Below are 17368 nucleotides of genomic sequence, written 5' to 3' on the forward strand. Positions count from 1 at the left end.
ATGGTGCACACGTGGCAAAGCATCAAACGGGTGGAATCGCCATCTCTTTTCCGGCGGTCCACTCGTACGGGTGATCCGGTTGGTCCGTACGCACAAGCGGGAGGCGGGAGTTGCGGCAGCTCGGGTGGGGACTGCGGACTCCGTCGCGGCGGGGCGTATTCGAGGTCGATTTCCCGGCAAACTCACCCATTGGAGTGGCTGCGAGCGGGCGGGGCGTTTCGACTCCGGCCTCGGTTCTGGCAGCGTGAGGCCATGGCCATCCTGCTCGTCGTGCACCACACGCCCTCGCCCACGCTCGCCGAGATGCTGGAGGCAACCCTCGCCGGCGCCCGCGACCCGGAAATCGAGGGCGTCGAGGTCCGCGTCCGGGCGGCACTCACCTGCTCGCCGGTCGAGGTCCTGGAGGCCGACGGCTACCTACTGGGCACACCCGCGAACCTGGGCTACATGTCCGGGGCGTTGAAGCACTTCTTCGACACGGCCTACTACCCGTGCCTGCACGAGACGGTCCGCCGCCCGTACGGCCTGTACGTACACGGCGGCAGCGACACCACCGGCGCGGTCCGCTCGGTCGAATCGGCGACAACCGGCCTGCAATGGCGCCGAGTCCGCCCACCGGTGGAAGTAGCGGGCCCGCCCACCCGGGAAACCCTCGCGTCCTGCACCGAACTGGGCGCAATCGTGGCGGCCGAGCTGATGCCGCAGTAACGGTGTGGCCTGGGCGGGGGCCGGACCCTGTGCCCGCCGCTGCGACGGGCACGGCTAGGCGCTGAGCGGTGAACGCGGGGCTCGGCACGGGCCGGGCATGAATTGGCTTCCGGGCGTTGATGCCGGCGACGGTGGCCGGGCCGATCTCGGCGGCGAGGGCCTTCGCCTGGTCGAGGATCGACGTGTCGTTCTTCAGCGCGGTGATCGACGGCGCGATGCCTTCGCCTTGCCGAACACGGCGTCGAAGTCGGCGCGTTCGGCGTCCGTCATCTCCGTCCGGCGTCGACCGCGGCCTGGGTGGTGGGGGGCAGCCCGTCAGGGCCTGGGTGAGCTGGTCGAGGTCGGCGAATGCTGTGCGCGCAACGGCGGCCTTGGTGTCGTTGTCCTGGTCGGCCTTGCCGAGCGCGGCCAGGACTTGGCCGATGGACTCGTACGCGGTCCTCAGCGCGTCCTCGTTCTTCGCCGAGAGCACGCGGCCGACTTGCCCTCGACATCGTCGAGTGCGCGCGTCAGCCGGTGCATCAGCGCGACGACGTCGCTGCCGGCTTTGACGTCGAAGGGCTCGGTTGCCTGCTCGCGCCGATCAGGGTCGGCCCCACCTCGTACAGCTGGAGCTTGCGCAGCTCGAACACGTAATCACCGTCGGCCTTCGCGGGCGCGCCGTCGAGGACGGCGTGCGAGAACGAGAACTGCGTCACGCGCCGCTTCCGCAGTAGCTGGTGAACACGCGCGGTGGTCGGATTGTCGGCGACATCGAGCGACGCCTTGATCCACAGCCCGTCGCCGGTCTCGTTCGCCTCGCCGACCTCGCCGGTGTGGTTGTTCGGGTCGGCGTACATGTTCGACCAGATCGCCGGGATCGGATCGCCCCGCTCGGCCCACTCGGCTCACTCGGCCAAGGTGTCGGCGAATGCTCCGGGCAACACAACGTCGCCGTGGCTGTCCTTGTTGCCGAGCACGCTGACCAAGGCCTCGAACTCGCCATCGCCACCGTCGCTCTTGACCTTGACTTGAGCTGCGGCGGACTTCATGCGCATGAGGGGACTCCCTGGGCTGAAAGGGGCTGCGGCGCCCTACCGTGGGCCGCATGGAAACGGTTCGGCTATGGCTCATCCCGGGAATCGCCTTCCTGGCGATTGCGGTGTCGGTGTTCACGCTGGTGCGCTCCGTACGGCGTGACCGACGGGAGGACGCCGACAAAGAGGAAGAACGGCGTACCGAACAGGCTGTTCGTGTCGCGGCCTGGACCGGGGACCACCAGGCCGATTGCCCGTCGGGGAGCCAGTATTCGTACCATCCGCATCACTGCTTGACGCACAACGGCAGCCAACTTCCGGTGTACGACGTCATCCTGCACGTCGTCGCTCCGCTAGCCGAGCTGCTGCCCGGCGAGGACCCTGTCGCCATGATTGCGATCGGCCTCGTTGCACCCGGTGAAACGCTCGTCACCGAGGTATCACATTGTCTGGGCGTCGACAGCCAGGGCCGGATGCCAGTGGGTGTCTGGTTCACCGATATGCGAGGAACGCGCTGGTACCGCAGCCCCGCCGGAGACTTGAGCGAATGGACCGACAACGAAGTCTCAGTTGGAGTCCTCGTCACGCACTAGCTGTGCCCTGCCCTCGGGTGACTTCTGGCTGTTCGACTCGCGCATCCTCGGGCGGTTTCACTTCGACGGTGATCGCTCGCTCGGCATGGAGTTGACGGACCACCCGACCGATGTCTTGATCGGATGCCAGGTACGCGACGCAGCCTGGCACTTCGCTTTGCCGTACGACACATTTCATACGCGGGTACCGTCGCGCCCGTGACCTCCGATTTCCAACAGGCCCGGGTGTCCCTCGGCGCGCGGTTGCGCGAACTGCGCACCGAGGCGGATCCGACCGGGCGCGAGATCGCGCGTCGTCTCGGGTGGCCCCCTTCGAAGGTGTCGAAGCTGGAGACCGGGCGGCAGACCCCTACCGGCGCGGATCTCGACGCGTGGGCCCAGGTCGTCGGTCGGCCTCACGTTGCCACCGAACTCAAGGCGCGCCTGTCCGGGTTCGAGACGACGTACCGAACCTGGAAACGACAACTCGCCGCCGAGCACCGTCTGCGTCAGGAAGCGGGCATCGTCGAGATGAGACGAACCCGAGCCCTCCGCGGCTTCGAGGCCGGGGTGATCCCGGGCATCTTCCAGACCGCCGACTACGCCCGCCACGCCGAACTGCGCCGCACGCCACGCGACATCGAGGCGGCGGTGGGTGCACGTATGCGACGTCAGGACTTTCTCTACGAGCCCGGACGACAGATTCACGCCCTCGTCTGGGAGGCGGCGCTGCGGGTACGTGTCTGCCCGCACGACGTGCTGGTGGGCCAACTCGACCGGCTCGGCGGTGTTCTGGGCCTGAACTCCGTATCCCTCGGCATCGTTCCGTTCAATGCGGATCTGAGCGTCGCGCCCGGTGACGGTTTCTGGATCTACGACGACCGCCTCGTCATCACCGAGACGTGGACAGCCGAGATGTGGCTCGAAGACGCCGACAGCCTCGCTTTGTTCACGACGGTCTGGGACTCCCTGAACGAATCCGCAGCCTACGGCCGAGCGGCTCAGCGGCTCAGCGGCTCATCGCACGGGCGCAGGCCGCGTTTTCCTCCGGCTGAGAAGCAGCGAGTCACGTTTGTTGCCCTCGGAGAAATCCGGAGAAGCACCCCCGGTTCGGAGAAGAACCGCCGCCTACCGTCGGTGAGTGGGCGGGTCCGGTAGGGGAGTCGGTCATCCTCCGGATCCTGTGCCGTGCCGTGCGGCAGCCGGGCTCGGCCTCACCGAGCGACCTCTTCCGACGCGCAGTTGTTCGCACACCATGGAGCGCACGTGAGCGATATCGAGGCAACCGGCGAAACCGTCACGTTGCCCGCCTGGAGCATCCATCTCGTGCCCGTCAATCCGCCCCGACCGTGGAGACTGGCCGTCGTCTCAGCCGGGTTGCGCGCTTCGGCGATGCAACTGGACCGCGCTGCGGTTCACTTGGCCGATGACGAGGTGGCATCGTTGGCCGAGACGCTGCTTCGGCCCCGGTGCTCGGATGAGGCACGGCCGGGGCGGGCGCGCCTTGTTCGCGATGGGTACGGGCTGTTGTTGCGCATCCTGGTCGAGGCGGCCGACGGCGAGCCGGGCCTGGTCGTGCATGTCGAGGAGCACCATCGTGTGGTCCTCCTGGACGACATCGGCCGGCATCGGCCGGACCTGATCCCCACGGCCCTGGCGCCCGAGCCGAGGTTGTGCCTCGATCCGACGCCGGTGACCGGGCTGAGCATCGATCAGGTCGCCGAGTTGCACCGGCGCCTCGGGTGGGGGCTCGACAGCGAGGGCATCCGGGCGGCGATTGCCGATCGCACCATCGCCCGGCGCGTGGCGGCCGGTGCGGGCCGGTGAGGGAGCGGACCGTGGGCGGCTCGACCGGCGACCCCGGCGCCGACGCGTTGCGGGTCGATGCCCTCGACCGCCTGGCCCAGGCCCTGCGCATGCGCCGGGCCTACCGGCACGTGCAGCAGCAGTTCGATCCGCGATCGCCCGTGCACGCCATCGCAGGCGAGCTGCACGACCGTGCCGACGCCCGCGTGGATCGGGCGGTGCGCGACGCGTCCGACGCGGGTGCGAGCACGGCCGACCTTGCCCGGGTGGTCGGGGTGAGCGGCTGGGCCGTCCGGGGGACGAATCCGTGAACTGATCGGCGGGGACGACGGCTTGGCGGCTACGGTCCCTCGGGTACACACCTCTGGGGGGAACATGCGCACCATCACAGCCATCGCCGGTGCGACGGCCGTGCTCGCACTCGTCGCGGGATGCAGCGACAGCAGCAGCGACGACGGAAAGAAGGCCACCGCCGCACCCGTGGCCGGTACCGCCGCCGGTCCGGCCGGCACAGCGGAGCAGACCGACCGGCAGGCACTCGACGCGGCCGTCCGCAAGTACACCGTCGCGTTGTTCTCCGGGGACGGCGGCACCGGCTACGCGATCCTGTCCGCGCGCTGCCGAGAGAAGATCAGCCGCGCGGAGTTCGACACGCTCAGCAAGCAGGCCGCACACGACTACGGTCCGCAGGCCATCAAGACGCTGACGATCGACCAACTGGCGGGCGACCTCGCTCGTGTGTCGTACGGCATCGGCGTCCCGCAGTTCGAGCGCAAGGCTCAGCCGTGGGCCCGCGAGGCCGGCACGTGGCGATGGGACGCGTGCTGAGTCCGAGTACGGCCGGCGCGGCGGCCGAGTCCCACGCGGGACCGTGAAGGAGTAGTCGACCGGAACCATCGCGGCTTGCACCCAACGGCGTTCGGTCGCCGCCACCGAACCGATGCCGGACGAAAGCGCGGCTCGGCCCCCACGGGAGGCCGAGCCGCACCCGCCCGCCACCCTGCGGCGGGCCCGGCCGGTCGCAGCAACGACGGCCACGCACAGCATGCCGGGCCGGACCGACACGGAAAAGCCCCATGCGCGATTCGCGACCCGAGCACGCGGCCGCATGGCGTGCCCGGTCGATCGATACCGCGCCGGGTGCCGGGGCAACGGCCGTGATTCGGTGGGCGAGTTCGATGCCGGGTTCGGCCGCCGCCCGTTCTCGGCCGCGTCTCCATGGGCGGAACATTCCTACCTGCATGGGAACTTCGCCCCGCACGGCGCCGGCCCGGTCCGCGTGACCGGTTCACCCCACCCACGTGGGGACTTCGGACCGCGGATTCATCGACCGGATCAACCCGTGCGAAGTTTGGTGCCCCCGTCGCCGATCAGTTTTCCGTCCCGTCCGTAGGCCAGGAGCAGGGCGTGGTCGGTGTTGGTGGCGGCTATGGAGAAACCTCGGGCGCCGGGGAGGCGACGGTCCTCGATCGGTCCGGACACGATCGTGCCGGGGGGTACCTGTTTGGGAGGGCGCACGGGGCCGCTGTCGGGACCTTCGGGCCGGAGAGGGACGTCGAGAGCCCTGGTGCCCTCGACGGGGATGAAGACCAGGCGTGCCACCTCCGGGCCGACCTGACCATGAATCGTCACCATCCCGGACGGACCGCCCCATCCGCCACCGAAGTTGAGTTGTCGTCCGCCCACCGGATCCACCATGCTCTGGCACACGAAGGCGGCCGTGCCGTCCGCCCGCGGCACCGACCCGTACCCCGAGCATCCGTCCGTCGGTGGCCCCCACAATGCCTCGTCATGCCGGTCGGGCGTCTCGAACCGCACGGTGATGGGCGATTCCCGGACCAGGAGCACCACCGCGCCGGCGGCCACCGCGACGACACCCGCGTAGGCCATGGCCGTGCGCGGGCGGACCACCAACCGCACGCCCGGCAGGAGCCCCACCGTCGCCGGGGCCCGGTCCCGCAGCGGCGCGAGCCCCCACGTGCACACCGCGAGCGCCGCGAGCAGTCGCACGTTCTCGCGCGCGAAGCCGCCCGGAAGCCACCCGCCCACGCTGACCGTCATGGTCACGAGCAGCACGACGCCCCATGCCACCCGCGCCTTGCGCGGGCCCGCGATCAACAGGAGGCCCGCCAGGACCAGCCACACCTGGTGGTGGGTCCACGACACGGGCGAGGCCACCACCGTCGCGCAGCCCACGACGACCACACCCCGCGCGGGGTGGCCCTCGCGGTGGCATTGGCGCGCACCGACCAGCGCCACCGCGCACACCAGGGCGGACAGGGCCAGCCATGCCGCGGCGCGTTCGGGCGGGACCACCCCGACCCGGATCAGCGCGCCGTTGAGGGACTGGTTGCCGGCCGCGGCCAGGTTCCCGATGCGCGAGGTGCTGAAGATCGCGTCGGTCCAGAACGTCGTCGAGGCGGCCGGCCACAACGCGTGGGCCAGACCCGTACACGCCACGAACGACGCGCCCGCGCGCATCGCGTCGCGGCGCCGACCGGTGACCCACAGGTAGGGCACGAACAGCAGCGGGGTCAGTTTGATCGCGGACGCCACCCCGATCAGCACTCCGCGCACCGGACGCGGCATCAGATCGAGCGCGTCGACGAAGGCCAACACCACCAGGAAGACGCTGACCTGACCGAACCGCAGATTGCTCTGGATCGGCGCCGACACCAGCAGGACCGCGGCCGCCACGAGCGTCAACGCGACCTGGCGACGTCGCCCCGCGATCCCCCGCCGCGCGGTGAGCGCGGCCGCGATCGAGACCACCGCGACCAGGGTGGCGGCCAGCCACACCACCCGCGCGACCGGTTCGGACACCCACCCCAGCGGCCGGAACGCCACGAGCGCGAACGGCGGATACGTGAAGGGATCACCGTTCTCCGCCACGTACTGGTACAGCGGCACCCCGTTCCCCACCGCGCGCACCGCACCGATGTACACATGCAGGTCCATCTGCCGATCCCACGACGGCAGATGCCATGCCGACCACAACGACCACACCGCCGCGAGCACGAAGCACAACGCGGCCCCGGATAACGCGAGAACCCGCGTCGACCACGACCCGCGCGCATCCACGACACTCGGTGAATCCACCCTGTCACCATTCATGACACCGGATTCTGTCGTCTCCGCAGCCCACCGCCCACGCGGGGTGACGGGTAGTCAGGTCCGGTGCCCACAGGGGCGGGCAAACGACGTGCACCCGTCGAGTCCACCCGCGGAAGCACCCTCGACGGTCGTCCCCGTTCTCGGCGCCGGGACTGCGACGGGTGGTGCACGTGATGTCCCCTGTTGCATTGCCGGCCACGCAGGGTGGTCGACGGGCGGCCCGGGGTGACACGATCGGCGGTCATGGACTATCGGGAGTGCGCCGAGGTGGTCGGCGAATTGCAGCGGGCGCGGGCGGATGGCCGGTATCTGCCGGAGTTGTTGACCGCGCTGGGGGAGCCGGCGCGGGGGCTGCGCGGGATGCAGGTGGTGGGTACCAACGGCAAGGGGTCCACGTGCGCGTTCGCGGTCGCGGCGCTGACCGGGATGGGGCTGCGGGTGGGCAGCCTGCCGAGTCCGCACCTGCAGGAGCCGCGTGAGCGGATCCGGGTCGGCGGCGTGCCGGTCTCGGAGGCCGAGTACGTCGCGGTCCTGGAGGAGGTGCTTGCCGCCATGCGGGCGACCGGGCGCACGTTCAACGCCTCGTCCCTGCACGCCGCCGCCGCCGCGCTGCACTTCCGGCGGGCGGATGTGCGGTTCGTCGCGGCGGAGGCCAACATCGGCGGGCGGACCACCGCGGTGGGGTCGTTCGGCCTGGACGTCAAGGTCGTCACCGGCGTCGGCTTGGACCACACCGACCGGCTGGGCGCGACCGAGGCGGAGATCGCCCGGGTCAAGGTCGGGGTGGCCCGGGACGGCGACCACGTACTGCTCGGCCGATTGTCGGCGCAGGCGCGCGAGGCGGCCGACGAGGTGCTGGCCGGCCATACGGGGCTGACCGTGTGGCGGCTGGGCCACGAGATCCGGGTCGAGGCGCGTACGGCCGCCGACGGCGGCACGTTGCTGGAGGTCCGGACACCACAAGGGGTGCACCGCGACCTGGTGTGCACGCTGCCCGGCGCGCACCAGTACGACAACCTGGCGCTCGCGGTGGCCGGGGTGGACGCGCTCGTGGCGCGGGGCCACGTCGCCGCCGACCGGGGCGGGCGGTTGCGGGCCGGGCTGGCGCGGACCCGCTGGCCCGGGAGGCTGGAACTGGTCCCCGGTGCCCGGGTGCGGGAGTGGTCGGGGCGGGTGCTGCTGGACGGGGCGACCAACGAACAGGGGGTGGCCACGGTCGCGCCCGAGATCGCCCGGCACGTGCGCGCGTCGGATCGGGTGCCCGCGGCGGTCGTGTTCGGCGTCATGCGGGGCAAGCCCGCCGCGCGGATGTTGGCGGCGCTGCCGTCGGGTTGGCCGGTGGTGCTCACGAGGACCTCGTCCTCGGACGCGGCGGATCCGGACGTGCTGGCCGCTTTGCCGCGCGGGCACGGGGACGATCGACCCACCTGTGTCGAGCCGGACGTGCGGACGGCACTCGGTCGAGCCGGGGAACTGGTGGGCCCGGGCGGGCTGGTGGTCGTACTGGGCTCACACAAACTGGTGGGCGAGGCCCGGACGGCCCTCGGCCTGCCGCCGGCCTGAAGAGCCCTCCGGCGCCCGTGCGGCCCGCCTCCCGCCGCCATTGGTCACCGTGGCGGGGCCCAGTGCGGGGGGTGGGTTCGGGCGGATTGCAGGGCGGCGGGGGTGGGGCGTTCCACCGTGTCGGGGACGGCTTCCAGGGGGATGGCCAGGGCTCTGGCCCAGGTGCGACGCCAGCCGAGGCGGCGTTGGGCACGGGCGGTTTCGCGGCGGGCACGGGCGGCGGCGCGGCGGGTGATCTCGGCGCGGGCGAGCGTTTGGCTGCGCAGCCACAGGGGGCGGGTGTGCAGGAGTTCCTCGACGTACGCGGTGGTCCACTTGTTGCTGCGCGGGCGCAGGTCCGGGATCAGTTCCATCGGCAGTCCGAAGAGTTCGGCCACGGCCTCGTCGGTCAGGTGGTCGATGACCGCCTCGGCCGCGCGGCACACCGCCTCGGCGCGCCGCTGCTGCGCATGCCATTCGCGATCGAGCCAGCGGGTGACCGCGGCGGTGGCGTGTTCGAGCTCGCGGTCGGCGTGCAGTTCCAGCAGCCAGCGCGGCGGGTCGGTGGCCAACTGGTGCAGCAGGTCGGTGCTGATGTGGTGGTCGATCGACGGGATGCGGTGGGCGATGTCCTCGGCGGGCACGCCCAGCGTCGCCCACACCCGGTGCGGTCGGGCCAGCGAGCGCAGCGCGGCGATCGCGCGCGGGCCGGCGGCGGCGAGCAGTTCGGCGATCTCGGTCGGCTTGTAGCGACACTGCTCGGCGATCTCGGCGATGTCGCGGACCCGCGGGTCGCCCATGAACCGGCGCAGCCGCGCGGGCGCGGTGCCGTGCAGGCGGGCCAGGGCGCACGCGAAGGCGATCACGTCGGCCGGATCGGCCTGCCGGTCCGGGGCCAGCGTCGCGAGGTAGCGGCGCGCGTTCCGGGCCCGCTCGCGGTTGTGCGCGCGGGTGGCGGCGGCCTTGGTCGCGGCCAGCGACCGGGCCACCCGGCGGGCGGCCTCGCGCAGCTCGCGATCCGCGGTGATGTGCGGATGCAGCGTGTCCACGTCGGCGGTGCGGTAGTAGCGCACCTCCAGGTCCCGGCCGTACCGGGAGACCGTCACCCGATCCACGACCGGCAGCCCGGCGGCCTGGGCCACCCGCCGAAAGCGCTCGCGGCCGATGCCCAGGCGGTGCGCGGCCTCGGTGGCGGTGAGCGGTTCTTCGCGGCTCAGCGCGGTGAGGAAGGGGCCGGGGTCGGCGGCGGCGCGGGCGACCGCGTCGGCGTCGAAGGTGCCGTCCTGGTGTTGTGCGAGCAGTCCTGTTCGGGCGGCGAGGCGGACTTGGCGGGGGACGAGCCCCAGCGCTTTGCCGACGCGCGCCGCACCGATGCCTCCTCGGGTCACGACCGGCCCCTTCCGTACGGGTGACACCGAACGGGGTGACGATAGAACGCCTGCGGGGCGCGAGGGAGTGCAAAGGGCGAAATCCGCCCGATCGTGCGGGGAAGCGATAGGGCAGGTTACGGCAAATGGGGGATGGTGGGCGGGTTGTTCGATGCGCCGGATGGGCGTGTCCCGGTTGGCCCGAATGCTTCGCTCGTGCCTGCGCCGGGTGTGCTCAGCCGATGGGGTTGCCGTGAGTGGTGGGGTCGATGGGATCGATGGGGTTGATGGGGCCGGTGGGCAGGGTGAGTTCGAAGCAGGCCAGGGGGAGGGGGCCGTGGTCTTCGCGGTAGGGCGCGATGTCCCGGTAGCCGAGGGTTCGGTACAGGTTGATGGCTCCGGTGCGTTGCGGCAGGCAGTCCAGTACGACCCGCCGCGCGCCCACCCGGTGCGCGTGGGCGTGCAGGCGGGCCATCAGCGCCTGGGCGATCCCGTGGCCCCGGGCGTGCGGGAGCACGTACAGGCGCTTCACCTCGGCGGTGTCGGCATCGAGGAGATGCACACCGACACCGCCTGCGGGCCGGCCGTCCAGGAGCGCGGTGAAGTAGGCGCCGGGATGGGCGTAGAAGTCGGCCGGATCGTCGTGGTCGACACGGCACCAGGGCGGCAGTTGCTCGGGGCTCTCCCAGCCCGGGTGACCGGTCTCGTCGGCGGTCGCGTTGTAGTACGAGAAGAGCAGGTCGCGGGTGTGGGCGAGGTCCGTGCTGATGGTCGGATCCCGATCCGAGGCGATCGTCATGGCACCGCACTGTAGGCGCGGTCGGGTGGACGGCCGTCGGTGGCCGGGTGGCCGGCGTCCCCGGCGGCGGTGTCCGTCGACAGCAGCCGAACAGTGGAACCTGATCGTGTCGCGGAGCCACGCCGGCCGATGTCCCGGTTCGTGACCTTACGGTCGGATACATGCGTATTGTCATTGCGGGTGGACACGGAAAGATCGCACTTCGGCTGGAGCGGTTGCTCGCCGATCGCGGGCACACGGTGGTCGGGTTCATTCGCAACCCCGACCACGCGAACGACCTCGTCGCGGCCGGCGCCGAGCCGGTCCTGTGCGACCTGGAGCGGGCGTCGGTCGAGGAGGTCGTGGAGCACCTGGCCGGTGCCGACGCGGTGGTGTTCGCGGCGGGCGCGGGCCCGGACAGTACCCGCGAGCGGACCATGACGGTCGACTACGGCGGCGCGGTGCTGCTGGCCGACGCGGCCGAGGACGCGGGGGTGCGGCGCTACGTGATCGTGTCCTCGATGGGCGCCTCGACCGACCCGCCCGCCGACACCGACCCGGACTTCGCGCTCTACCTCAAGGCCAAGGGCGAGGCCGACGAGGACCTGCGGTCGCGCGGCGCGCTCGACCTGACCATCCTGCGCCCGGGACGGCTCACCGACGATCCCGGCACCGGCCTGATCGCACTGTCCGAGCGTGAGGGGCGCGGCGCGATCCGCCGCGACGACGTGGCGGCGATCCTGGCCGAGTTGGTCACCGAGCCCGGCACGATCGGCCGCACCCTGGAGGTGGTCGGCGGCGACGTGCCGGTCGGCGAGGCGGTCAAGTACGCGGCGGAGAAGCCTCGTTCGTGAGGTCCAGAGCCATCAGCACGTCGTCGACGTAGCGTCCGCCCAGCAGGAACTCGCCCGCCAGCACGCCCTCGATCCGGTAGCCGGCGGCCAGGTACAGGGCCCGGGCGGCGGTATTGCCACCGAGGACCCGCAGGGTGATCCGGCGCCCCCCACGCCTGCGCGCCTCGGCCTCGGCCGCCCCGAGCAACGCCCGGCCGATCCGACGGCCCTGGTGGTCGGGGTGCACCGCGAGCCCGTTGACGATCTGCACGTGCCCCGAGGCCGGACACAACGTCGAGCGCTCCAACTGCACGTAGCCGAGCACGAGATCGTCCTCGTGTGCGACGAGCGTGTCGCGCACGTGGTCGGCGCCGCGGAAGAACACCTTGTCCGCGGCCCAGCGCGGAGCCGGGGTGACGTCGGGCGACCAGGTGAGGTGGTCGATCTCGGCAAGCCTCGTACCGTCGGCCTCGGTCGCGGGCCGGACCTGGACGCGGGTTTCCTCCGATGTGCGCGACATCCGATCATCGTCCCACCCGGGGCCGTGCGCCGGGCAGGTCGGGTTGCGAACGATCTTGACGATCGCTTCGTGTGCGCCGTGTTCGCGCCGTATGCGCGCTCTAGACTCGCGCGCATGACTTCGCCTCGGGGCCCCGCGGACCTGGACCGGCTCGCGGCCGGCAAGTACGTCCTGTTGACCACGTTCCGGCGGGACGGGCGTGCGGTGGGCACGCCCGTGTGGGTGTTCCGCGACGGCGACGCACTCGGTGTGTGGACCGCGCGGGACTCCGGCAAGGTGAAACGGATCCGCAACGGCGGCAGGGTCACGGTCACCGCGTGCGATGCGCGCGGGAGGACCGGCGGAGAGGCGGTGCCCGGCCACGCGTCGTTGTTGGACGCCGCCGGGACGGAGCACTACCGGGACCTGATCCGGCGCAAGTTCGGGATCGTCGGGCGGATGACCCTGCTCGGCAGCCGACTGCGGCGCGGGACGGCGGGGACGGTCGGCGTCCGGGTCGAGCTGGGCGAGCGGCCGTAGGACCGGATCCCGCCGCGAGCCCCACCCGGCCGCGGCTCGGCGAACCGGGCGGGGCCTCGGGGCGGGCGTGCGTTCGAGCGGTGGCCGGCCGGCGATTCGAAGGGCGGCCCGAGGCCCACACGAGGGCTTGAGCCTCGCAAAGCTCCTCGAACCCCGCAAAGCGGCTCGAATCCTACAGATCTGCTTGAACCCCACAAACCGCCTTCAAGCTCACAAGGTGAGCTTGAAGCCCACGTGGGAGTCGGTGAAGCCGAGGTTGCGGTAGAAGCGGTGGGCGTTCTCCCGAGTGCTGTTGGAGGTGAGCTGCACCAGCGTCGCGCCGCGCTCGCGGGCGCGTTCGATGGTCCAGTGCATCAGGATCGTGCCCAGGCCGCCGCCGCGCTCGGCGCTGTCGATGCGCACCGCCTCCACCAGGGCACGGGTCGTGCCGCGCTGGGACAGTCCCGGGATGATGGTCAACTGGAGGGTGCCGATCACCTTCCGTCCGCCGCTTGCCGGGTCCGGCCCGGTCATTACGACCAGTTCCTGGTTCGGATCGGCCACCAGGCGCTCGAAGGCCGCCAGGTACGGGGTCAGGTCCTCCTGCGAGTCCCGGCCCGAACCGAGCGTGTCGTCCACCAGAAGCCCTACGATCGCGGCGATGTCGTCCCGGCCCGCCGGCCGGATTTCGAAGTCGTTCATGGCGCCCAACGTAGAGGGCGTCGCCGGCGTCCGTTTCGTTGGTCCCGGGCGCGCGGGTGTGGGCAACCGGGACGGATGACTGGCGTCACCTTTGTACGGCCAGGGGAGTAGACGGGAATTCGGCCGCGCGCAGGATCCGTTGACAGGATTGAAGGCGGATGCTTGTCAAGCCACATGGCAAGCGGCCTAACGGGGAGGTTCCACGTGGATGCCGTGCACGAGTGGGTGGAGCGGCTGGGAGATCTACCGCCGCTGTACGCCTATGTCGTGATCGCTCTGGTCGCCGTGATCGAGACCGGGCTGCTCCTGGGCGTGTTCGCGCCCGCCGAACCGGTGCTCCTGCTGGGCGGACTGCTCACCTCCACGGGCCACCTGGCCCTGGTCCCGGTGTTGATCATCGCCACCTCCGCCGCGCTGGTCGGGGACACCCTGGGCTACCTCTCGGGCAGACACCGCAGCGAACGGATACGGACCGGGCGGCTGGGGCGCCGGGTGGGCGAGCCCCGGTGGGAACGGGCCGAGGAGATGTTCACCCGCGGGCGCGGCGCGGGCGGCGTGACCGTGATGCTGGGTCGCTGGGTCGCCTTCGCCCGGACCCTGCTGCCCCGTCTGGCCGGCGCGGCGGGCATGCCCTACCGACGCTTCGCGCCGTGGAACGCGGTCGGGATCCTGGTGTGGGTGCCGGGCTCGATCATGCTGGGCCGCCTCGCGGGCAGCGCGTACCCGTCGGCGGCGAGCGTCCCCGGTTGGATAGGCGCCGCGATCGTCGCGATCGGCATCGTCGCGGGCGTGGTCACCTACGTGCGGCGGCGTCGACGTCGCAAGGCCGAGGAGAACCGTTCCTCGGCGTTCGGGGACCCCGCGGCGGATGCGGCCGCGGGTTCTCGGCGTGATTTCGCGGGCGCGACGGCGGCGGTCCGGGAGGACAGCGCCGCCTGAGCGATCACCGTCGCGTGCCCCTGCGGCCGTGCGGCACGGCCCGCCCGAAGCGCGGGACGCGCCGCGACGGGGTGGGGCCGGCGAGTCCGGCCGCCTCGTCGCCGGCGTCCCACACGGCGTCGGCCGTCGTCGATTCGGGCCGGTTCAGCCGCGCAGTGCCGCGTCGCCGTGCTTGGCCACGTGTTCGTCCAGAGCGGCGAGCGCCCGGGTGACCTCCTCGTGCGAGCCGCCGCTGCGCTGCTCCTTCCAGTAGGCGGTGCCCAACTGCTTGAGCAGGGTGCCCGCCTCCCGGCCCACCTGGACCTCCTCGACCTTGTGCTTGCCGGTGTTCATGGTGTCTTCGGCCATCTTCTTGGCCTTGTCGAGGAAGCCGCTCATCGCGCCGTTCTCCGTTCCCATTCCGGACGGACATCGCTGCCGTACCGGGATCCACTGCCGTATCGAGACCTCGGCCGCGAGGTCGGGCCCTGCCGACCCGCCTCGCGCCGCCGAAATCCTTCGATGGTCGATCAACGAATGACACGGATACGAAGATCCCGAACGGAAGTGCACCGGTTCGCCGACGCATTTCACTCGTTCGGCGCCGCCAACGCCCGTTCGACCGCCGCCATCACGCCCTGCCAGTGGGTGCGCTGCCGGGCCCGCTCCCCGGCGTCGGACAACCACTCCTGGTGGAACCGCAGCACCGTCCGTCCCGGCCCGCTCGCGCTCATCGCGACCTGCACGGTCGTGTCGTGATCCCAGTCCGGCACCCGGCTCGTCACCCGGATCCGGTCCGTCTCGCGCCACCCGCGCACCTCGCCGGTGCTGCCGTCGGCGGTGCGGTACGGCGCGCCCCGGGTCGGGGTCAGGTCCACGTCCTCGCCCAGCCACAGGGCCAGGCCGGCGGCGGAGGTGATCAACTCCCACACCTGCTCGACGGGATACGGGAGTGTCTTGGACACGCCGATTTGATAGCCCGCGTCCTGCGTTCGGCCGGTGGTGTCGCTCATGGTCCAAGCCTTTCCGGCGACGTGCCCGCGTCGCCCGGTCTCTGCCGATACCTGTCAACAACGGTCAGGTATGCGCAACACTGGTGATCATGCGCGCGAGCCGACTGCTGACCATCCTGATGACGTTGCAAACCAGGGGGCTGGTCACCGCGACCGAACTGGCCGAGCAGTTGGAGGTGTCGGTCCGCACCGTCTACCGCGATGTGGAGGCGCTCGGCGCGGCGGGTGTGCCGGTGTACGCCGAGCGTGGGTCGGCCGGCGGATATCGGTTGCTGGAGGGTTTTCGCACGCGGATCAACGGCCTCACCCACGACGAGGCGGACGCGCTCTTCCTGGCCGGCCTGCCGGGGCCCGCAGCCGAGTTGGGGCTGGGCGCGGTGGTGGCGTCCGCGCAGCTCAAGCTGCAGGCGGGGCTGCCCGCGGAGCTCCGCGGGCGAGTGAACCGAGCGCAACTGCGCTTCCATCTGGACACGCCGGGTTGGTATCGCGAGGCGGACCGCTCGCCCGATCTGGCCCGGATCGCCGCCGCGGTGTGGACCGACCGACGGATCCGGGTGCACTACCGGCGCTGGCGGGGCGAGGTGACCCGCGAACTGGAGCCGTACGGGCTCGTGCTCAAGGCGGGCGCGTGGTACCTGGTGGCCCGCACGGTGCAGGCGGGCGAGCATCGCGATCGTACGTACCGGGTGGTGCGGATCGAGGAGCTGGAGGTGCTCGACGAAGTGTTCGAGCGTGACCCGGACTTCGACCTGCCCACCTATTGGCAGGACTGGTCTCGGGACTTCGTCGAACAACTGCGGGCGATCCGCGCGGACGTGCTGATCAACCCGGATGTGTACGCGTGGGTACGCGACCTGTTCGGGGCGTACGTGGCGGACACCGTGGAGGCGAGCGCGGGGGAGCCGCTGCCGGACGGCCGGGTCCGGGCCGACCTGCCGATCGAGTCGATCGAGGTGGCGGTGGCGGAACTGCTGCAACTCGGTCCGAACGTCGAGGTCCTGGGCCCGCCCGAACTGCGCGCGGCACTGGCCGACGCCGCGCGGGCGACGGCGGCGCGATACGCCTGAGCGCCCGCGCGGCCGTCGCCCCGAAACGGTCGGCCGACTACGCGCCGGCGCGGCGGAACACGCGTACGCCCAGCACCAGCGACACCGCGGCCAATCCGAGCGCGGTCAGCACGCCCATGCCCACCGTGCCGCCGTAGTCGCCCACGAACGCGGAGCGCACCGCCTGCACCTGGTAGCGCAGCGGGTTGGCCCGGGAGATGCCGTCCAGCCAGCCCGGGGCCAGCGACATCGGCAGCAGGATGCCGGACAGCAACATCACCGGCAGGTTCACCGAGTTCACCACCGGGGCGAACTCCTGCGGGCTGTCCACCCGCATCGCCAGCGCGTAGGACAGCGACGCGAGCGAGGCGGTCATCAACGCGACGAAACCGAACGCGATCAACACGCCGAGCAGCGGCGCGCGCAGCCCGAACGCCACGCCGACCACGACCAGCACCACCGACTGGACGAGCATCTGGACGATGTCCTTGAGCACGCGCCCCAGCAGCAGCGCGAGTCGGCTCACGGGTGTGACCCGCATGCGCTCGACCACGCCGTACTGCTTCTCGATCAGGATCCCGAAGCCCGCGAACGCCGCGCTGAACAGCCCGAGCTGGACCAGCAGGCCGGGCACCAGGGTCTGCCAGGAGTCGCCCTCGCCGCCGAGCGGGACGTCGCGCAGGAGCGGGCCGAACAGGATCAGGAACAGCAGCGGCTGGACGATCCCGAAGATCAGGCCGATCCTGGCCGAGACGGTCTGGCGCAGGTAGCGGCCGAAGATCAGCAGCGTGTCCGACACGAAGGCCGCGGCCGCGGACGGCTCCGGTCGCCCCGGTGTTGTGGTCGCGGCGTCGCGGGCCGCCGGCGGCGACGCCGCGGCCGGGGTCGACGGTGGGGTGGGCGTCGACGGTGTGGATGGCATGGACATGGCTACC

22 protein-coding genes are annotated in these 17368 nt (G+C 71.4%); 12 read left to right on the forward strand and 10 right to left on the reverse strand.

The window, feature by feature from the left end; all coding sequences use genetic code 11:
* Window positions 1-252 precede the first annotated feature (252 nt).
* Window positions 253-708, forward strand: a complete 456-nt coding sequence (locus ACH4U8_RS22150; protein WP_395779593.1) for a flavodoxin family protein — start codon at window positions 253-255, stop codon at window positions 706-708.
* 521 nt (window positions 709-1229) lie between these two features.
* Here ACH4U8_RS22150 and ACH4U8_RS22155 read toward each other — a convergent pair.
* Together ACH4U8_RS22155 and ACH4U8_RS22160 are read right to left on the reverse strand one after the other, a co-directional pair.
* Complete coding sequence (locus ACH4U8_RS22155; RefSeq protein WP_395779595.1) at window positions 1230-1547, reverse strand: HK97 family phage prohead protease; 318 nt, start codon at window positions 1545-1547, stop codon at window positions 1230-1232.
* A gap of 48 nt (window positions 1548-1595) precedes the next feature.
* Window positions 1596-1745, reverse strand: coding sequence for a hypothetical protein (locus ACH4U8_RS22160; protein WP_395779597.1), 150 nt, complete (start codon window positions 1743-1745; stop codon window positions 1596-1598).
* 50 nt (window positions 1746-1795) lie between these two features.
* Here ACH4U8_RS22160 and ACH4U8_RS22165 point away from each other — a divergent pair, with 50 nt between their 5' ends.
* From ACH4U8_RS22165 to ACH4U8_RS22190, 6 genes are all read left to right on the forward strand, one after another.
* Window positions 1796-2317 carry a hypothetical protein gene (locus tag ACH4U8_RS22165; protein WP_395779599.1) on the forward strand — a complete coding sequence of 174 codons (522 nt, stop codon included), beginning with the start codon at window positions 1796-1798 and terminating at the stop codon, window positions 2315-2317.
* On the forward strand, window positions 2295-2519 hold the full coding sequence (locus ACH4U8_RS22170; protein ID WP_395779601.1) for a DUF6879 family protein: 225 nt from the start codon (window positions 2295-2297) through the stop codon (window positions 2517-2519). Before ACH4U8_RS22165 ends, ACH4U8_RS22170 begins: the two co-directional genes overlap by 23 nt.
* The gene (locus tag ACH4U8_RS22175) at window positions 2516-3454 is read left to right on the forward strand and encodes a helix-turn-helix domain-containing protein (RefSeq protein WP_395779603.1); all 939 of its coding nucleotides are present in this window, start codon (window positions 2516-2518) and stop codon (window positions 3452-3454) included. Before ACH4U8_RS22170 ends, ACH4U8_RS22175 begins: the two co-directional genes overlap by 4 nt.
* Before the next feature lie 108 nt (window positions 3455-3562).
* Entirely contained in the window at window positions 3563-4123 is a 561-nt protein-coding gene (locus ACH4U8_RS22180; RefSeq protein WP_395779605.1) for a hypothetical protein, read from the forward strand.
* An 11-nt stretch (window positions 4124-4134) separates the two neighbouring features.
* Window positions 4135-4413, forward strand: a complete 279-nt coding sequence (locus ACH4U8_RS22185; protein WP_395779607.1) for a hypothetical protein — start codon at window positions 4135-4137, stop codon at window positions 4411-4413.
* Between the two features lie 64 nt (window positions 4414-4477).
* Window positions 4478-4930 (forward strand): hypothetical protein, encoded by a 453-nt coding sequence (locus ACH4U8_RS22190; RefSeq protein ID WP_360318598.1) that lies wholly within the window; start codon window positions 4478-4480, stop codon window positions 4928-4930.
* A 507-nt stretch (window positions 4931-5437) separates the two neighbouring features.
* Here ACH4U8_RS22190 and ACH4U8_RS22195 read toward each other — a convergent pair.
* Complete coding sequence (locus tag ACH4U8_RS22195; RefSeq protein WP_395779609.1) at window positions 5438-7201, reverse strand: glycosyltransferase 87 family protein; 1764 nt, start codon at window positions 7199-7201, stop codon at window positions 5438-5440.
* A gap of 258 nt (window positions 7202-7459) precedes the next feature.
* On the opposite strand from ACH4U8_RS22195, the gene ACH4U8_RS22200 reads away from it, so the two are divergent.
* Window positions 7460-8779, forward strand: coding sequence for a bifunctional folylpolyglutamate synthase/dihydrofolate synthase (locus ACH4U8_RS22200; RefSeq protein ID WP_395779611.1), 1320 nt, complete (start codon window positions 7460-7462; stop codon window positions 8777-8779).
* Between the two features lie 44 nt (window positions 8780-8823).
* Here the strand turns inward: ACH4U8_RS22200 and ACH4U8_RS22205 are convergent, their stop codons facing one another.
* Both ACH4U8_RS22205 and ACH4U8_RS22210 read right to left on the reverse strand, forming a co-directional pair.
* A complete protein-coding gene (locus tag ACH4U8_RS22205; RefSeq protein ID WP_395779613.1) occupies window positions 8824-10146 on the reverse strand; it encodes a hypothetical protein in 1323 nt (440 codons plus the stop codon).
* Between the two features lie 214 nt (window positions 10147-10360).
* Window positions 10361-10924, reverse strand: coding sequence for a GNAT family N-acetyltransferase (locus ACH4U8_RS22210; protein ID WP_395779615.1), 564 nt, complete (start codon window positions 10922-10924; stop codon window positions 10361-10363).
* 161 nt (window positions 10925-11085) lie between these two features.
* Between ACH4U8_RS22210 and ACH4U8_RS22215 the strand changes: the two genes are divergently transcribed.
* Complete coding sequence (locus ACH4U8_RS22215; protein WP_360318610.1) at window positions 11086-11757, forward strand: SDR family oxidoreductase; 672 nt, start codon at window positions 11086-11088, stop codon at window positions 11755-11757.
* Here the strand turns inward: ACH4U8_RS22215 and ACH4U8_RS22220 are convergent.
* The gene (locus ACH4U8_RS22220) at window positions 11726-12256 is read right to left on the reverse strand and encodes a GNAT family N-acetyltransferase (RefSeq protein ID WP_379988865.1); all 531 of its coding nucleotides are present in this window, start codon (window positions 12254-12256) and stop codon (window positions 11726-11728) included. The two genes, ACH4U8_RS22215 and ACH4U8_RS22220, sit on opposite strands and share 32 nt — an antisense overlap.
* A gap of 114 nt (window positions 12257-12370) precedes the next feature.
* On the opposite strand from ACH4U8_RS22220, the gene ACH4U8_RS22225 reads away from it, so the two are divergent.
* Complete coding sequence (locus ACH4U8_RS22225; protein ID WP_395779617.1) at window positions 12371-12775, forward strand: PPOX class F420-dependent oxidoreductase; 405 nt, start codon at window positions 12371-12373, stop codon at window positions 12773-12775.
* A 210-nt stretch (window positions 12776-12985) separates the two neighbouring features.
* On the opposite strand, the gene ACH4U8_RS22230 is transcribed toward ACH4U8_RS22225, so the two are convergent.
* Window positions 12986-13456, reverse strand: coding sequence for a GNAT family N-acetyltransferase (locus tag ACH4U8_RS22230; RefSeq protein WP_395779619.1), 471 nt, complete (start codon window positions 13454-13456; stop codon window positions 12986-12988).
* A 204-nt stretch (window positions 13457-13660) separates the two neighbouring features.
* Between ACH4U8_RS22230 and ACH4U8_RS22235 the strand changes: the two genes are divergently transcribed.
* Entirely contained in the window at window positions 13661-14395 is a 735-nt protein-coding gene (locus tag ACH4U8_RS22235; RefSeq protein WP_360318621.1) for a DedA family protein, read from the forward strand.
* Window positions 14396-14539: 144 nt separating this feature from the next.
* Here the strand turns inward: ACH4U8_RS22235 and ACH4U8_RS22240 are convergent, their stop codons facing one another.
* Both ACH4U8_RS22240 and ACH4U8_RS22245 read right to left on the reverse strand, forming a co-directional pair.
* On the reverse strand, window positions 14540-14773 hold the full coding sequence (locus ACH4U8_RS22240) for a hypothetical protein (protein ID WP_379988862.1): 234 nt from the start codon (window positions 14771-14773) through the stop codon (window positions 14540-14542).
* 191 nt (window positions 14774-14964) lie between these two features.
* On the reverse strand, window positions 14965-15387 hold the full coding sequence (locus ACH4U8_RS22245) for an SRPBCC domain-containing protein (protein ID WP_360318627.1): 423 nt from the start codon (window positions 15385-15387) through the stop codon (window positions 14965-14967).
* Between the two features lie 89 nt (window positions 15388-15476).
* On the opposite strand from ACH4U8_RS22245, the gene ACH4U8_RS22250 reads away from it, so the two are divergent.
* The gene (locus ACH4U8_RS22250) at window positions 15477-16454 is read left to right on the forward strand and encodes a helix-turn-helix transcriptional regulator (RefSeq protein ID WP_379988861.1); all 978 of its coding nucleotides are present in this window, start codon (window positions 15477-15479) and stop codon (window positions 16452-16454) included.
* 37 nt (window positions 16455-16491) lie between these two features.
* On the opposite strand, the gene ACH4U8_RS22255 is transcribed toward ACH4U8_RS22250, so the two are convergent.
* Window positions 16492-17355, reverse strand: coding sequence for an ABC transporter permease (locus tag ACH4U8_RS22255; protein WP_395779621.1), 864 nt, complete (start codon window positions 17353-17355; stop codon window positions 16492-16494).
* Between the last annotated feature and the right edge of the window lie 13 nt (window positions 17356-17368).

Origin of the sequence: Embleya sp. NPDC020886, from assembly GCF_044333915.1 — a bacterium.
GTDB lineage: Bacteria > Actinomycetota > Actinomycetes > Streptomycetales > Streptomycetaceae > Embleya.

What these genes read in the sequence shown, in the direction of transcription:
- ACH4U8_RS22150 (WP_395779593.1), top strand. Translation starts at nt 253, where the DNA reads ATGGCCATCCTGCTCGTCGTGCACCACACGCCCTCGCCCACGCTCGCC.
- ACH4U8_RS22155 (WP_395779595.1), bottom strand. Translation starts at nt 1,547, where the DNA reads ATGTACGCCGACCCGAACAACCACACCGGCGAGGTCGGCGAGGCGAAC.
- ACH4U8_RS22160 (WP_395779597.1), bottom strand. Translation starts at nt 1,745, where the DNA reads ATGCGCATGAAGTCCGCCGCAGCTCAAGTCAAGGTCAAGAGCGACGGT.
- ACH4U8_RS22165 (WP_395779599.1), top strand. Translation starts at nt 1,796, where the DNA reads ATGGAAACGGTTCGGCTATGGCTCATCCCGGGAATCGCCTTCCTGGCG.
- ACH4U8_RS22190 (WP_360318598.1), top strand. Translation starts at nt 4,478, where the DNA reads ATGCGCACCATCACAGCCATCGCCGGTGCGACGGCCGTGCTCGCACTC.
- ACH4U8_RS22200 (WP_395779611.1), top strand. Translation starts at nt 7,460, where the DNA reads ATGGACTATCGGGAGTGCGCCGAGGTGGTCGGCGAATTGCAGCGGGCG.
- ACH4U8_RS22210 (WP_395779615.1), bottom strand. Translation starts at nt 10,924, where the DNA reads ATGACGATCGCCTCGGATCGGGATCCGACCATCAGCACGGACCTCGCC.
- ACH4U8_RS22215 (WP_360318610.1), top strand. Translation starts at nt 11,086, where the DNA reads ATGCGTATTGTCATTGCGGGTGGACACGGAAAGATCGCACTTCGGCTG.
- ACH4U8_RS22220 (WP_379988865.1), bottom strand. Translation starts at nt 12,256, where the DNA reads ATGTCGCGCACATCGGAGGAAACCCGCGTCCAGGTCCGGCCCGCGACC.
- ACH4U8_RS22225 (WP_395779617.1), top strand. Translation starts at nt 12,371, where the DNA reads ATGACTTCGCCTCGGGGCCCCGCGGACCTGGACCGGCTCGCGGCCGGC.
- ACH4U8_RS22230 (WP_395779619.1), bottom strand. Translation starts at nt 13,456, where the DNA reads ATGAACGACTTCGAAATCCGGCCGGCGGGCCGGGACGACATCGCCGCG.
- ACH4U8_RS22240 (WP_379988862.1), bottom strand. Translation starts at nt 14,773, where the DNA reads ATGAGCGGCTTCCTCGACAAGGCCAAGAAGATGGCCGAAGACACCATG.
- ACH4U8_RS22245 (WP_360318627.1), bottom strand. Translation starts at nt 15,387, where the DNA reads ATGAGCGACACCACCGGCCGAACGCAGGACGCGGGCTATCAAATCGGC.
- ACH4U8_RS22250 (WP_379988861.1), top strand. Translation starts at nt 15,477, where the DNA reads ATGCGCGCGAGCCGACTGCTGACCATCCTGATGACGTTGCAAACCAGG.
- ACH4U8_RS22255 (WP_395779621.1), bottom strand. Translation starts at nt 17,355, where the DNA reads ATGCCATCCACACCGTCGACGCCCACCCCACCGTCGACCCCGGCCGCG.